Genomic DNA, 14,838 nt, shown 5'->3' on the forward strand with positions numbered 1-14,838 from the left:
AGCGGATGGAAGAACTGGGCATCGGCCGCCCCTCGACCTATGCCAGCATCGTCACGACGATCCAGGACCGCGATTACGTCCGCAAGGACAAGAACCGCCTGATCCCCGAGGACAAGGGGCGGCTGGTCACGATCTTCTTGCTGAAATACTTCCCGCGCTATGTCAGCTATGATTTCACCGCCGATCTTGAGGGCGAGCTGGACGACATTTCCTCGGGCAGCCGCGCCTATCGCGAGGTGCTGCGGCGGTTCTGGCGCGATTTCTCGGCCGCGCTGGAAGACACCAGCGAATTGCGCATCTCCGAGGTGCTTACCGCCATCGACGACGCGCTGGCCCCGCATCTTTATCCGCCGCGCACGGACGGCGGCGATCCGCGTGCCTGTCCGCTTTGCGGTTCGGGGCGGCTGCATCTGAAGACCGCGCGTTCCGGCGGGGCCTTCATCGGCTGCGGCAACTATCCCGAGTGCCGCTATACCCGTCCGATTTCCGGTCCCGAGGGCGAGGCGGTTGGCGATCGGATCCTGGGCGAGGATGCGGGCGACGAGATCAGCCTGAAAACCGGGCGTTTCGGCCCCTATGTCCAACGCGGCGAGGCGACGGCGGAGCAGCCGAAGCCGCCCCGCGCCTCGATCCCCAAGGGCTGGGACGCGGCTGCGGTCGATCTGGAAAGGGCGCTGTCGCTGCTGTCGCTGCCGCGCCCGATCGGCCCGCACCCCGAGGATGGCGAGTTGGTCGAGGCCGGGATCGGGCGTTACGGGCCTTACGTCAAGCATGGCGCGAAATACGCCAACCTGCCCGATGTCGAAGAGGTCTTTACCATCGGCATGAACCGCGCGGTCGAGGTGCTGGCCAGCAAGCCCACACGGGGCAGGGCAGCCGCCGCCGCGCCGCTGGCGGAACTGGGCGAGCATCCCGAGGGCGGGCCGGTTCAGGTGATGGCGGGGCGCTACGGGCCTTACGTCAAATGGGCCAAGGTCAACGCCACCCTGCCGCGCGACCTGGAACCGGGCGATGTGACGCTGGAACGCGCGCTGGAACTGATTGCGGCCAAGGCCGCGAAGGGCGGCAAGAAACCTGCCGCGAAGAAACCGGCGGCCAAGAAGCCCGCGGCGAAGAAGGCCGGCGCCAGGAAACCCGCCGCCAGGAAGCCCGCGAAGAAGGCCGAGGGTTGAGCCGCCCCTTGCCACCTGCACCGGCACAGCCGGTTGCATGGCCGGCATGGGTATTTGGGTGATGAAGAAAGGGTGCGGTGGGGCGCTGCCGCTGCGTTGACTCTGTGCCGCAACGTCGCCAAAACGGATGCATCCAAAGCGGAGGGACTTATGAGCAAGCTCTACGACAGCGCGGATGCTGCGCTTGAGGGTGTGTTGCGGGACGGGATGCTGATTGCGGCGGGGGGCTTCGGGCTTTGCGGCATCCCCGAACTGCTGATCGAGGCGATCCGCAAATCGGGGGTCAAGGACCTGACCGTGGCCAGCAACAACTGCGGGGTGGACGGTTTCGGGTTGGGCGTGCTGCTGGACAGCCGCCAGCTTCGCAAGATGATTTCGTCCTATGTCGGCGAAAACGCCGAATTCATGCGTCAATACCTGTCCGGCGAGCTTGAACTGGAGTTCAACCCGCAAGGCACGCTGGCCGAGCGGATGCGGGCGGGTGGCGCGGGGATTCCCGGTTTCTACACCAAGACTGGCGTCGGTACCGTCATTGCCGAGGGCAAGGAGCACAAGGATTTCGACGGGGAGACCTATATCCTCGAACGCGGGATCTTTGCCGATCTGGCCATTGTCAAGGGCTGGAAGGCCGATGAATCGGGCAATGTGATCTTTCGCAAGACCGCGCGCAACTTCAACGTGCCTGCGGCGAAATGCGGGCGGCTTTGCGTGGTCGAGGTCGAGGAGATCGTGCCGACGGGAACGCTGGACCCGGATGCGATCCACCTGCCAGGGATCTATGTCCACCGCCTGATCCAGGGGCAGCATGAAAAGCGCATCGAGCAGCGCACGACCCGTTCGCGCGACTCGGACACCAGCAAGAAGGAGACCGCATGATGCCCTGGGATCGCAATCAGATGGCGGCGCGCGCCGCCCAGGAACTTCAGGACGGCTGGTATGTGAACCTGGGCATCGGCATCCCAACGTTGGTGGCCAACTATATCCCCGAAGGCGTGCATGTGACGCTGCAATCGGAGAACGGGATGCTGGGGATCGGGCCTTTCCCGTTCGAGGGCGAAGAGGATCCCGACCTGATCAACGCGGGCAAGCAGACGGTGACGGAACTGCCGCAGACGGCCTATTTCGACAGCGCCGAGAGTTTCGCGATGATCCGGGGTGGCAAGATCGCGATGGCGATCCTTGGCGCGATGGAGGTTGCCGAGAACGGCGACCTGGCGAACTGGATGATCCCCGGCAAGCTGGTCAAGGGCATGGGCGGCGCGATGGATCTGGTCGCGGGCGTGCGCCGCGTGGTGGTGGTGATGGATCACACCAACAAGGCGGGCGAATCCAAGGTGCTGAAGTCCTGCACCTTGCCCCTGACCGGCACGGGCGTGGTCAACCGCATCATCACCAACCTGGGCGTTCTGGACGTCGTGGACGGCGGGCTGAAGATCGTCGAACTTGCCGATGGCGTTTCCGAGGCCGACATGCGCGCCGCGACCGAGGCGACCATCACCGGCTGATCCTGCCTGCATCGTTTCGAACCGGCTGCGGCTTTGCCGTGGCCGGTTTTTTTCATGGCCGCGGCGAAATGTCCGTTTAATTTCTTTGAACTTTCCGCACCTTGCGGCTAGAAGGCGAACAGGGCGGTGCGTTTCCGCCCATCGGTAGCTCAGAAAGGTGAGACATGCCTGACGTAAACTTGATGTGGATCGGAAATACGGATCTGCTTAGCTCTAACTCCAACAGCAATGCCAGCCAAAGCCAGTTCAATGCAATCCTTGGCTGGGAGGCTGAAGGCCGTAGTGAGGTCAAGCCGGTCGCTTTGAATGGCGAGCCTTCCTATGGTTTCGGCCAGAATGCCTATTTCAGAACGACGTATGATGAAGTTCCGCCGTCTGGTGGGTGGAGGCCTAATCCCGGCGAGCCTGCCAGCCAGTTTTCCTACGACGACCCGCAAACCGGCGACCCGCTAAGCGGGGTCTCGATTCGCGCCTTCGCCACTGCGACGTTCGACATCACCGTTCACGATGAGGATGGCAACAGTTCCGTTGTCCGGCAAAGCGGCGTCGTCATACAGATGAGCAACGGCGATCTGTTCTTCCGCCCTTCGCTGCAAACGGTCGATGAGTGGGACGGCATCAACCAGATTTCAAGGGTGGAAATCGTTTCGGTAGCGCCGATTTCCAACAATGTCTCTACCATCGGCTTCAACGCCGGTATCTTTGAAACCGAGATCGTCTGCTTTACCCGCGGCACGCTGATCGCCTGTCCCGATGGGCTGCGTCCCGTGCAGGATTTGCGGCCGGGCGACCTGGTGCTGACGTGCGACAATGGCGCGCAGCCGATCCGCTGGATCGGCGGGCGGCGTTTCGACGGGCCGGTGCTGGCCGCCTTGCCCAGGCTGCGCCCGATCCGCATCCGCGCGGGCGCCCTGGGGCAGGGGTTGCCGGAAAGCGACCTGCTGGTGTCGCCGCAGCACCGTGTCCTCGTGCGGTCGAATATCGCGCGGAAGATGTTCGGCGTGCCCGAGGTTCTGGTGGCCGCCAAGCAGCTTTTGCTGCTGGAGGGCGTGGATATCGCCCATGACCTGGACGGGGTCGAATATTTCCATTTCATCTTCGACCGTCATGAAATCGTGTTGTCGAACGGGGCCGAGACGGAATCGCTCTATCCCGGCGCCGAGGCGGTGAAATCCGTCGGCCCCGCCGCGCGGGCCGAGTTGTTCGCCATCTTCCCGCAGTTGCAGGACGGCGGGTTCGAGGCCGAGGCGGCGCGTCCGCTGGTCTCGGGGCGGCAGGCGCGGCGGCTGGCGGTGCGGCATGAACAGAACCGCAAGCCCTTGCTGGCCGCTCTGGAGGGCTAAGGCGAAAGGCGGGCGCGCCCGCTTCCATGCGCGCGGGTGATGGCGTAAGGGGTGGGCATGACGCAGATCCTGACCGCCGATGCCATTGCCCCGCTTTTCACCCGCGACGATGCCTATCTTTGCGCGCGATGGGGCAGGCCGGTCGCGCCGGTGGTCTTTGGGCTGGCCGACGACAGCCTTGCCGTCTTTCGTGCGGCGCTGCGCGCGGTGCTGGCCGATATCCGCCATCCGCTGACCGACACCGACCCCGAGATGGGGGCGAACATGATGTTCTTCTTTGCCGGCGACTGGCCGGAACTGGCCGAAATCCCGGACCTGGAACGCCTGACGGGCCAGCCCGGCCTGCCCGCGCGGCTGGCCGAGGCGGGGGCGGACCAGTATCGCATCTTTCGCTTTGACGCGGATGGGGGCATCCGCGCCTGCCTGACCTTCGTGCGGATGGGCGGCGTGCTGCACGATGCCCACCCCGGCGCGCTGGCCGAATTGCTGGCGGTGCGCGCGATGCTGACATTCGCGGGGGATGTCCGGCCCTCGGCACAGGTCGCGGCGCTTTTGCGGGCGGCCTACGATCCGGTGATGCCGGTCGCCGCCCGCGACCCGGCCCATGCGCTGCGGCTGGCGGCGCGGACGGGGCAGCCGGGTGAAAGGAGGGCGCCGTGACGCATCAATTCCCGGTCCGGGTCTATTACGAGGACACCGATCTGGCGGGTATCGTCTATTACGCCAACTACCTGAAATTCATCGAGCGCGCCCGCAGCGAATGGCTGCGCGGGATCGGGGTCGACCAGGTGGCGATGAAGGCCGAAGGGGTGGTCTTTGCCGTTCGCCGGATCGAGGCCGATTATCTGTCGCCTGCGCGTTTCGACGATCTGCTGGCGGTCGCATCCCGCGTCCATTCGATGACGCCCGCGCGGGTGGTGATGGACCAGCGCGTGACGCGCGCGGGTGCGGCGCTGTTCGTCGCGCGGGTCACGCTGGTCGCCATCGGGGCAGGGGGGCGTCCGGTGCGGCTGCCGCGGGCGCTGGCCGCGGGGCTGGGCTGACGGGATCGCGCGCAAGTTGACGCAGAATTGACGGGGGCGAGGCTATGCCGGGGAATCCCCCTCTGCTATCTGCGGGGAAAAGCCGCCCGACGGCGGACATAAGGAACAGGCCAGTTTCATGGAACAACTCGCAGTAGCCGGGCAGCCGGTCGATTTCTCGGTCATCGCGCTTTTCACCCGCGCCTCGATCACGGTGCAGATCGTGATGGTGGTGCTGGTGCTGGCCTCTTTCTGGGCATGGGCGATCATCATCCAGAAATTCATCACCTTTGCCGCCGCCCGGCGCGAGGCGGACAAGTTCGACCGCGCCTTCTGGTCGGGTGAGCCGCTGGACGACCTGTTCGACACCATCGGCGACACCCCCCGCACCGCGCCCGAGCGTATCTTTGCCGCAGGGATGGGCGAATGGCGGCGCAGCCATCGCGACGACGGCGGGCTGATCGCGGGGGCGGTGTCGCGCATCGACCGGGCCATGAACGTGGCGATCGGGCGCGAAGGCGACCGGCTGAACGCGGGGCTGCCCTTTCTTGCGACGGTGGGGTCCACCGCGCCCTTCATCGGGCTGTTCGGCACCGTCTGGGGCATCAAGAATGCCTTCGAGGAAATCGCCGTGTCGCAGAACACTTCGCTTGCCGTGGTCGCGCCGGGCATCGCCGAGGCGCTGGTGGCCACCGCGCTTGGCCTGCTGGCCGCGATTCCGGCGGTGATCTTCTACAACAAGCTGAGCGGCGATGCCGACCGCCTGACCGGCAATCACGAGGCTTTCGCCGACGAGTTCTCGACCATCCTGTCGCGGCAACTGGACGAGGCGTAAGATGGGCGCGAATGTCGTCACCAGGGACAGGCGCAGGGGTGGCAGGCGGCGCACCCGCCCGATGTCGGAAATCAATGTCACGCCCTTTGTCGACGTGATGCTGGTTTTGCTGATCGTCTTCATGGTCGCCGCGCCGATGCTGACGGTCGGCGTGCCGCTGGAATTGCCGCGCACCGCCGCGCAGGCCGTCCCCGCCGAGCAGGAGGAACCGCTGACCGTTTCCATCACGCCCGAGGGGCCGCTGGTCCTGATGACGACCGAGGTGGCCGAGGACGAGCTGGTCAGCCGCCTGCGCGCCGTCGTGGCCGAGCGCAACAGCGACCGCATCTTTCTGCGCGCGGACGGCGCCTTGCCCTATGCCCGCGTGATGCAGGTCATGGGCGCGCTGAACGCGGGCGGGTTCCACAATATCGTGCTGGTGACCGAAAGCGGCGGTCCCCGGATGGACGGCTGAACTCATGGAACGGGCTGATCGCATCGGCGCCTGGGTCTCGGGCATCGCCCATGCCGGGTTGATCGGCTGGGTCGCCGTGGGCGGCGTGTTCTTCCGCGCCGAGCCGCTGGAGGCGATCCGCATGACCTCGGTTTCCACGATGAGCGAGGCGGAATTCCAGGCGCTGGCCGCCGCTGCCGCAGGGGCGGGGCCGGTGGATGCCGCCGCCGTCAGCACGCCCGCGCAGCCGCGCCCGCCATCCGATGAGGACGTTGCCGGGGCGCCTCAGGCGATGTCGCCGCCCTCGTCCGCGCCGGTCGCGACGATCCTGCCCAATCCCGACGATCAGGCCGAGGCCCGCCCGGACCTGAGCGAGTTTGCCGAAAGCGCGCGCCCGCAGCCGGTGGCGACCGTGGCGCCGCAGCCGCGCCAGCCCGACCAGCAGACCGATCAGGCCGCGTTGCCCGCCGAGACCGCCAACCCCGCCCGGCCCGGCACGCCCGCGCAACCCGTGCAGCCGCCGCGCTCGGCGCTGGCCCCGCAGGCATCGCCTCGCCCGCAATCGCGCCCCGCCGGATTGGCCGAGGCCGTCGCCGCCCGCCAGGCCGCAGCCTTGCAGGCGGCGGAACGCGCCGCCGCCGAACGCCAGGCCGCGCTTGCCCGCGCCGAGGAACAGGCCGCCGCCGAACGTGCAAGCGCCGAACGCCAGGCCGAGGAACGCCGCCTTGCCGCCGCGCAGCAAGCCGCGCGCGAGGCCGAGGCCCGTGAACAGGCCGCCCGCGAGGCCGAAGCCGAACGCCAGGCTGCCGAAGCCCGCGAACAGGCCGCGCGCGAGGAGGCCGCCGCCGCCGAACGTGAGGCCGAACGCCGCGCCGCTGCCGAACGCCGCGAGGCCGAGACCCGCGCCCAGGAAGAAGCCGCCGCCCGCCAGGCCGAGGAACAGGCCCGCCGCGAGGCCGAGGCCCGAGAGGCTGCCGCCCGCGAAGCCGCCGAGGCCGCCGAACGCGAGGCCGCCGCCCGCCGCGAGGCCGAAGCCCGTGCCGCCGCCGAGGCCGAACGCGCCGCAGCCGAAGCCCGCGCCCGCGAGGAGGCCGAGGCCCGCGCCGCCGCCGAGGCCGCCGAACGCCGCGCCGCCGAGGAAGCCGCGCAGCAGCAGCAAGGTTCGGGCGGGTCGGGCGGGGGCGGTGCCGCCGCCAGCGGCCCGCCGCTGTCGCAGGGCGAAAAGGACGGCTTCCGCATCGCGGTCCAGCAATGCTGGAACCGGGGGGCGCTGTCCACGGATGCCGCGCGCACGACTGTCTCGATCCGCTTCAACATGAGCCAGAACGGCATGCCCGATCAGGGATCGCTTCGCATGATCGACTACAACGGCCCCTCCGAGGCCGCCGCGAACCAGGCCTATGAGGCCGGGCGCCGCGCGATCCTGATGTGCGCCCGCGACGGCTACGACCTGCCGGCCGAGAAATACAGCCACTGGCGCGACGTCATCATCGACTTCCGCCCCGACGGTGCGGGGGTGCGGTGATGGCGGGGTTTGCGCGCAGCCTTGCCCTGGCCGCTGCCGCTGGCGTTTCGCTGGTGCCGCCCGCCGTGGCGGATACGGGCCGGGCGCTGTCCGCCGTCTTGCAGCGTTGCACCACGGTGGCGACGCAGCGCGTGCCGGGACCGGAACCCCGGCGGTTCGAGCTGCGCTTTCACGCCACCGGCGAGGGCTTGATCGAACCCGGCAGCCTGCGGTTTTCCGACCCCGAAGGGCTGACCGGCCAGCAGGCCGCGGATTACTGGCGGGAACTGCGCCCGCGCCTGACCCGGTGCCTTGAGCGCCACGGCGCGGTGGTGTCGGCTGATATGACCGATGCGCCGCTGTCGGATTATAGGCTGCCGATCCGCTTCGCCGAGCCGCGCCAGAAGGCGGCGCACACCCCAGGGCAGGAATGGCCTGGCCTGGCCGGGGCGGTGATCGTGGCCAGCCTGCTGCTGATGCACCCGCCGGTTTGGGGGCTTGGCTATTACCTGACGACGACCGATAAATTGCAACCAAGACCGTGAAGGGCTGATTCATGTTGCGTAAACTGCTTGTCACCTCTGTTCTTTCGCTGGCGGCGCTTGGCGTCGCCGCGCCCGCCATCGCGCAGGACGGACCCCTGAGGATCGAGATCACCGACGGCGTGATCGAGCCGATGCCCTTCGCCATCGCGGCCTTTCACGACGAAGGCGGCGCGGGCGAATTGCTGGGCCAGGTCCAGCGCCTGATCGCCGCCGACCTGACCGGCACCGGCCTTTTCCGCGAGATCCCGGCCAGCGCCCATATCTCGCGCCCCGCCGGTTTCGATGCGCCTGTGGCATACGAGGACTGGAAGGCCGTCAACGCGCAGGCCCTTGTCACCGGCGCCGTCCGGGTCGAGGGCGGCAAGGTCATCGTCAAGTTCCGCCTGTTCGACGTCTTTGCCGGGCAGCCGCTTGGCGACGGGATGCAGTTCGACGCCTCGACCGGGAACTGGCGACGCGCGGCGCACAAGGCCGCCGATCAGGTCTATTCGCGGCTGACGGGCGAATCGCCCTATTTCGACAGCCGCGTGGCATTCGTCGCGGAATCCGGCCCCAAGGACGCGCGCCGCAAGCGCATCGGCGTCATGGATTACGACGGCGCGAATATCCGCTGGCTGACCGACGATTCCTCGCTGGTGCTGGCGCCGCGCTTTTCGCCGGACGGCAACCGGCTGCTTTATACGTCCTTCGCCTCGGGTTTTCCGCGCATCATGATGATGGACGTCAACTCGATGCAGACGCGCACCCTGTCCGAGCAGCAGGGCACGATGAGCTTTTCGCCCCGCTTTTCGCCCGATGGGCGCTGGATCGTCTATTCGCTGGAGCAAAGCGGCAATACCGACATCTACCAGATGGATGCGCAGACCGGCGCGCAGCGGGCGCTGACCAACTCGCCCTCGATCGAGACATCGCCCAGCTACAGCCCCGACGGCAGCCAGATCGTGTTCGAATCCGACCGCTCGGGGACGCCGCAGCTTTACGTCATGTCGGCGGGCGGCGGAGAGGCGCGGCGCATCAGCTTTGGCGAGGGGCGCTATGGCACCCCCGTCTGGTCGCCGCGCGGCGACATGATCGCCTTCACCCGGCAGGTCGGCGGGCGCTTCCATATCGGGGTCATGCGCACCGACGGGTCCGAGGAAAAAATGCTGACGGAATCGTTCCTTGACGAAGGCCCGACATGGGCGCCCAATGGGCGCGTGATCATGTTCATGCGGACGACGCCGGGCGACGACGGGCAGTCGCGGCTGCATTCGGTGGACATTACCGGGCGCAATATGCGACCCGTGGACTTCAATGGGGCGGCTTCGGACCCGGATTGGGGGCCGTTGCTGCCGTAAGGGCTTCGCAATGGGAATGGCGATGAAACAGATGATGAAACTTGCCGCGCTTGGCGTGGTCGTGGCGCTTGGCGCCTGCTCGAAGCCGCAGGGCGCGATGGTCAACGACCCCTATGCCAGCGGGCAGGGCGCCTATGACGGCGTGGGCGTGGGCACCTTGCCGGGCAGCGCGGAATATTTCCGCACGGCGGTCGGCGATACCGTGAACTTCCAGCTTGACCAGTCCACCCTGTCGTCCGAGGCGCGCGGCATCCTTGCCCGCCAGGCGCAATGGATGAACGCGAACCCCAATTTCTCGGCCGTGATCGAAGGTCACGCAGACGAACAGGGCACGCGCGAATACAACCTTGCGCTTGGCGCGCGGCGGGCCAGTTCGGTGCAGGAATACCTGATCTCGCAAGGGGTCGGCGCGGGCCGGTTGCGCACCGTCAGCTATGGCAAGGAACGCCCGCTGGCCGTCTGTTCGACCGAGGAATGCTTTACCCGCAACCGCCGCGGCGTGACCGTGGTCGCTCCGGGGGTGGGTAGCTGATGCGTGCGCTGCTGCTGGCCGCCGGCCTGGCGCTGGCGGGCCTTGGCGCGGTCGCGCAGGAAGGGGGCAATCCCTCTCTGGCCGATATCCGCGCCGAGCTGACCCAGTTGACGCAGGACCTGCAATCGCTGCGGTCCGAGTTGGTCGCGTCCGGCTCGCTCGGTTTCGCGATGGCGGGGGGCGACAGCGCCATCGACCGCATGAACGCGATGGAGGCGCGGCTGGCCCAACTGACCGGCCAGACCGAGCAGTTGCAGAATCGCATCGACCGCGTGGTCAAGGACGGCACCACCCGCATCGGCGATATCGAATTCCGCCTGTGCGAGATGGAGCCGAACTGCGATTTCAGCACGCTTTCGACGCCGATGCTGGGCGAACAGGGCGGCGCCGCCCCCGCGCCTGTGCCGCAACAACACGGCAGCCTGAATGGCAATGCCGCCAACCCCCTGGCCGGGGCCGCCACCGAGGCGGAGCAGGCCGACTTCGACCGGGCCCGGGAGGTGCTCGGTCAAGGTGACTTTCGCGGTGCTGCGGACCTCTTCGCGACCGTCGCCCAAGCCCATGCGGGTGGCCCACTAACCGCGCAGGCGCTGTTTCTGCGCGGTGCGGCGCTGGACAGCGCGGGCGATCTGCAAGGCGCGGGGGCGGCGTGGCTGGAAAGCTTCGCCGCCGATCCGAATGGCGATCAGGCCGCCGACGCGCTTCTGGGCCTGTCGCGTGCGGTGGCGCGGACCTCGGACCCTGCCGCCGGATGTCCCTTCCTGTTCGAGATCCAGGCCCGTTTCCCTAACGCCCCCCAAGCCGCCGAGGCTGAAAAGCGCCTTGCCGCGAGTGATTGCGATGCCGTGATCGCAGGGGGCGGGTTCGACGAAGATACGGACCCCGAAGCATTCTTCGACCTTCCCCTGGAATGACCGCGCCCCTGTCCGCGCAGGTCGCCCAACGGCTGGAGGCGCTTGCGGGCGGGCTGTCCGCGGTCGGCGTGGCGCTGTCGGGCGGGGGCGATTCGATGGCGCTGATGCATCTGGCCGCCGAATGGCGCGGGCCGCGCCGCCTGATGGCCGCGACCGTCGATCACCGCCTGCGCCCCGAATCGGGGGACGAGACGCGATTCGCCGCCCGTGCCGCCGCCGCCCTGCATATCCCGCACGAGGTGCTGGTCTGGCAGCATGACGGGCGCTTCGCGAACCTGATGGCAGATGCCCGCGCCGCCCGGCTGCGCCTGCTGGGCGACTGGGCCGCGCGCAACGGGCTGCAAGCCGTCCTGCTGGGCCATACGCTGGACGACCAGGCGGAAACCGTGCTGATGCGGCTGGCGCGCGGGGCGGGGGTCGATGGGCTGTCGGGCATGGCCGCGTCGCGCCACTCGGGCGGGATCGCATGGCTGCGCCCGCTGCTGGCGATTCGCCGGGACAGGTTGCGCGACTGGCTGCGCGGGCAGGGGGTGGGATGGATAGACGACCCCTCGAACCAGAACACCGATTATGACCGGGTGCGCATCCGGCAGGCCATCGGGCAGCTTGGGCTTTCGCCTGATAATCTGGCGCAAGTGGCTGAAAACATGGGGTCCGCCCGGCAGGCGTTGCAGCATTGCGCGGCGCGGATCTGCTGGGATGCCACGGCCCATGCGGGCGCGCTGACGTTGCCCGCCGGTGATTTCGCGGATGCGCCGTTCGAGATCCGCCGCCGCATCATCGCCGCCGCGTTGCGTTGGGTTACCGGCGTGGATTATGCGCCGCGCCGCGACAAGATCGCCCATCTGCTGGACGCCATTGCAAACGGCGCGCGCGCCACCCTTGGCGGTGTCATCGTCCAGCGCCGGGGTGGGGCGATCCGGCTGATCCGCGAACCCGCCGCCGCGATGCGCGCGACAGATTGCCGCGCCTCGGGCCGGCCGGTGATCTGGGACAACCGCTGGCGGATCGCGGGGTTGTCGCCGTCGTGCCATGTCCGCGCGCTTGGCCATCAGCCGCTGGCCACGCTGGACTGGCGCGCCGGCGGGCTGTCGCGGGACGAGGCCGCCGCCAGCCCCGCCATCTGGCATGGCGACCGGCTGATCGCGGCGCCGCTGCTGCCGCACGGGCCGGAAATCGCGGTCGAGCCGCTGCGAAATGCGTCAGATTTTCATGGAATGCTGATCTCGCATTGAACCTTGTGGCGGAATCCCTATTTTCAGACTAAGACTTATTCCCGCGGAGGACGTGCCCTTGGGCAATGCGCGCAATATCGCCTTTTGGGTGGTTCTGTTCTTGATGATCCTGGCGCTGTTCAATCTGTTCAGCGACGGCAGCAGTCAGATGAACAGCCGCCAGATCAGCTATTCAAGCTTCATCGACCGGGTCGAAAACGACCAGGTCGCCAGCGTCATCGTCGACGGCGAAAAGATCAGCCTGACCACCAAGGACGGCACGCAGCTGACCACGGTCCGCCCGATGGGCGAGGAGTTTTCCGAACGCCTGATCGAACACGGGGTCGAAATGCGGGTGGAACCGCAGCAGACCTCGGGCTTCATGTCGATCCTGGGCGTCTGGCTGCCCTTCATCCTGCTGATCGGCGTTTGGATCTTTTTCATGAACCGGATGCAGGGCGGCGGCAAAGGCGGCGCGATGGGCTTTGGCAAGAGCCGGGCCAAGATGCTGACCGAAAAGCATGGCCGGGTGACCTTCGACGACGTGGCCGGCATCGACGAGGCCAAGGAGGAACTTGAGGAAATCGTCGAATTCCTGCGCAATCCGCAGAAATTCAGCCGCCTGGGCGGCAAGATCCCGAAAGGCGCGCTGCTGGTCGGTCCGCCGGGCACCGGCAAGACGCTGCTGGCGCGTGCCATCGCGGGCGAGGCGGGCGTGCCCTTCTTCACCATCTCGGGGTCCGATTTCGTGGAAATGTTCGTCGGTGTTGGCGCAAGCCGTGTGCGCGACATGTTTGAACAGGCCAAGAAATCAGCGCCTTGCATCGTCTTCATCGACGAAATCGATGCCGTGGGCCGTGCGCGCGGCGTGGGCATCGGCGGTGGTAACGATGAACGCGAACAGACGCTGAACCAGCTTCTGGTCGAGATGGACGGGTTTGATGCGAACGAGGGCGTCATCATCATCGCGGCCACCAACCGCAAGGACGTGCTGGACCCCGCGCTGCTGCGTCCGGGCCGCTTCGACCGCCAGATCCACGTCCCCAATCCCGACATCAAGGGGCGCGAGCATATCCTGAATGTCCACGCCCGCAAGGTGCCGGTCGGTCCCGACGTCGATCTGCGCATCATCGCGCGCGGCACGCCGGGTTTTTCGGGCGCCGACCTGATGAACCTGGTGAACGAGGCCGCGCTGATGGCCGCGCGCATCGGCCGCCGTTTCGTCACGATGGACGATTTCGAGAATGCCAAGGACAAGGTGATGCTGGGGGTCGAACGCCGCAGCATGGTCCTGACGCCCGAGCAGAAGGAAAAGACCGCCTATCACGAGGCCGGTCACGCCATCGTCGGCCTGTCGCTGCCGAAATGCGATCCGGTCTACAAGGCCACGATCATCCCGCGCGGCGGCGCCCTTGGCATGGTCGTCAGCCTGCCCGAGATGGACCGGCTGAACTATCACAAGGACGAAGCCAAGCAGAAGATCGCCATGACTATGGCTGGCAAAGCCGCCGAGATCATCAAATACGGTGAGGAAGGCGTCTCGAACGGCCCGGCAGGCGACATCCAGCAGGCTTCGGCGCTGGCGCGCGCGATGGTCATGCGCTGGGGCATGTCGGACAAGGTCGGCGCGGTCGATTACTCCGAGGCGCATGAGGGATATTCCGGTAATACCGCCGGTTTCTCGATCAGCGCCCATACGAAGGAACTGATCGAATCCGAGGTCCGCGACATGATCGAGGAAGGCTATCAGGAAGCCCACCGCATCCTGATCGAGAAATCCGAGGAATTCGAGCGCCTCGCCAAGGGTCTTCTGGAATATGAGACGCTGACCGGCGAACAGATCGGCAAGGTCATCCGTGGCGAATCGCTGGGTGACGACGATGATGCCCCCGATTCGGATATTCCCGTGGTGGCCGCCATGCCCAAGGTCGAAGGTTCGCGCCCCACCCCCGGCGCGACCCCGCAACCGCAATAGACCCCGAACCCCGGCCATCGCGCCGGGGTTTTTCCTTGGCGGCGGCACGATGCGAAATCGCCCCGGTGGTCTTGCAACCGGGGGGATTGTCGCGCATCCCTTGGGCATGAACAGCTCGAACGAACTCCCCGATTCCTCCATGCTTCCCCGCCTGCGAACCCGCATCGACGCGCTGGATGCGCGGCTGGTCGCGCTCTTGGCCGAACGCTCGCGCCTGATTGATGAAGCGGCGCGGATCAAGGCGCGCGAGAACCTGCCCGCACGCATCGAATCCCGCGTCGAAGAGGTCGCCCATAATGCGCGCCGCCTGGCCGAGGAAGAAGGGCTGGACCCCGACCTGGCCGAACGGATCTGGCGGCTGATGGTAGAGCATTTCATCGCGCAGGAAGAAACCTATCTGCAGGAAAGCGGCGAAGACGGGGCTTGACGCGGGCCTTGTCCTGCGCGACCGAGGCTTGGCTTGGCTTGGCTTGGCTTGGCTTGGCTTGGCTTGGCTTGGCTTGGCTT

At 67.2% G+C, this 14,838-nt stretch carries 16 protein-coding genes; all 16 read left to right on the forward strand.

Annotated features, from left to right (window positions below; genetic code table 11):
- On the forward strand, positions 1-1,172 hold a 1,172-nt coding region (locus tag Q0O97_RS16420; RefSeq protein ID WP_294931879.1), incomplete at its 5' end, for a topoisomerase C-terminal repeat-containing protein.
- Between the two features lie 150 nt (positions 1,173-1,322).
- Complete coding sequence (locus Q0O97_RS16425) at positions 1,323-2,048, forward strand: CoA transferase subunit A (protein WP_294931882.1); 726 nt, start codon at positions 1,323-1,325, stop codon at positions 2,046-2,048.
- The gene (locus tag Q0O97_RS16430; RefSeq protein ID WP_294931925.1) at positions 2,048-2,677 is read left to right on the forward strand and encodes a CoA transferase subunit B; all 630 of its coding nucleotides are present in this window, start codon (positions 2,048-2,050) and stop codon (positions 2,675-2,677) included. Before Q0O97_RS16425 ends, Q0O97_RS16430 begins: the two co-directional genes overlap by 1 nt.
- A gap of 164 nt (positions 2,678-2,841) precedes the next feature.
- Positions 2,842-4,020 (forward strand): Hint domain-containing protein, encoded by a 1,179-nt coding sequence (locus Q0O97_RS16435; protein ID WP_294931885.1) that lies wholly within the window; start codon positions 2,842-2,844, stop codon positions 4,018-4,020.
- Positions 4,021-4,077: 57 nt separating this feature from the next.
- The gene (locus Q0O97_RS16440) at positions 4,078-4,680 is read left to right on the forward strand and encodes a hypothetical protein (protein WP_294931888.1); all 603 of its coding nucleotides are present in this window, start codon (positions 4,078-4,080) and stop codon (positions 4,678-4,680) included.
- Positions 4,677-5,063 carry a tol-pal system-associated acyl-CoA thioesterase gene (ybgC, locus tag Q0O97_RS16445; protein WP_294931891.1) on the forward strand — a complete coding sequence of 129 codons (387 nt, stop codon included), beginning with the start codon at positions 4,677-4,679 and terminating at the stop codon, positions 5,061-5,063. Before Q0O97_RS16440 ends, ybgC begins: the two co-directional genes overlap by 4 nt.
- 118 nt (positions 5,064-5,181) lie before the next feature.
- Positions 5,182-5,877, forward strand: a complete 696-nt coding sequence (gene tolQ, locus Q0O97_RS16450; RefSeq protein ID WP_294931894.1) for a protein TolQ — start codon at positions 5,182-5,184, stop codon at positions 5,875-5,877.
- A gap of 1 nt (position 5,878) precedes the next feature.
- Entirely contained in the window at positions 5,879-6,331 is a 453-nt protein-coding gene (locus tag Q0O97_RS16455) for an ExbD/TolR family protein (RefSeq protein ID WP_294931896.1), read from the forward strand.
- 4 nt (positions 6,332-6,335) lie between these two features.
- On the forward strand, positions 6,336-7,835 hold the full coding sequence (locus tag Q0O97_RS16460) for a protein TolA (protein WP_294931899.1): 1,500 nt from the start codon (positions 6,336-6,338) through the stop codon (positions 7,833-7,835).
- Positions 7,835-8,359 carry a hypothetical protein gene (locus Q0O97_RS16465; RefSeq protein ID WP_294931902.1) on the forward strand — a complete coding sequence of 175 codons (525 nt, stop codon included), beginning with the start codon at positions 7,835-7,837 and terminating at the stop codon, positions 8,357-8,359. The genes Q0O97_RS16460 and Q0O97_RS16465 overlap by 1 nt, the downstream gene beginning before the upstream one ends.
- A gap of 11 nt (positions 8,360-8,370) precedes the next feature.
- The gene (tolB, locus tag Q0O97_RS16470; RefSeq protein WP_294931905.1) at positions 8,371-9,696 is read left to right on the forward strand and encodes a Tol-Pal system beta propeller repeat protein TolB; all 1,326 of its coding nucleotides are present in this window, start codon (positions 8,371-8,373) and stop codon (positions 9,694-9,696) included.
- A 22-nt stretch (positions 9,697-9,718) separates the two neighbouring features.
- Positions 9,719-10,228, forward strand: coding sequence for a peptidoglycan-associated lipoprotein Pal (gene pal / locus Q0O97_RS16475; protein WP_294931909.1), 510 nt, complete (start codon positions 9,719-9,721; stop codon positions 10,226-10,228).
- Positions 10,228-11,142: a tetratricopeptide repeat protein gene (locus Q0O97_RS16480; RefSeq protein WP_294931912.1), complete on the forward strand. Its 915-nt coding sequence runs from the start codon at positions 10,228-10,230 to the stop codon at positions 11,140-11,142. The genes pal and Q0O97_RS16480 overlap by 1 nt, the downstream gene beginning before the upstream one ends.
- Positions 11,139-12,377: a tRNA lysidine(34) synthetase TilS gene (gene tilS, locus Q0O97_RS16485; protein WP_294931915.1), complete on the forward strand. Its 1,239-nt coding sequence runs from the start codon at positions 11,139-11,141 to the stop codon at positions 12,375-12,377. Before Q0O97_RS16480 ends, tilS begins: the two co-directional genes overlap by 4 nt.
- 58 nt (positions 12,378-12,435) lie before the next feature.
- Positions 12,436-14,331: an ATP-dependent zinc metalloprotease FtsH gene (gene ftsH, locus Q0O97_RS16490; RefSeq protein WP_294931918.1), complete on the forward strand. Its 1,896-nt coding sequence runs from the start codon at positions 12,436-12,438 to the stop codon at positions 14,329-14,331.
- 139 nt (positions 14,332-14,470) lie between these two features.
- Positions 14,471-14,758 carry a chorismate mutase gene (locus Q0O97_RS16495; protein ID WP_294931921.1) on the forward strand — a complete coding sequence of 96 codons (288 nt, stop codon included), beginning with the start codon at positions 14,471-14,473 and terminating at the stop codon, positions 14,756-14,758.
- Positions 14,759-14,838: the final 80 nt, after the last annotated feature.

It is taken from the genome of uncultured Paracoccus sp. (genome assembly GCF_945915435.1).
In the GTDB taxonomy this organism is placed as follows: Bacteria; Pseudomonadota; Alphaproteobacteria; order Rhodobacterales; family Rhodobacteraceae; genus Paracoccus.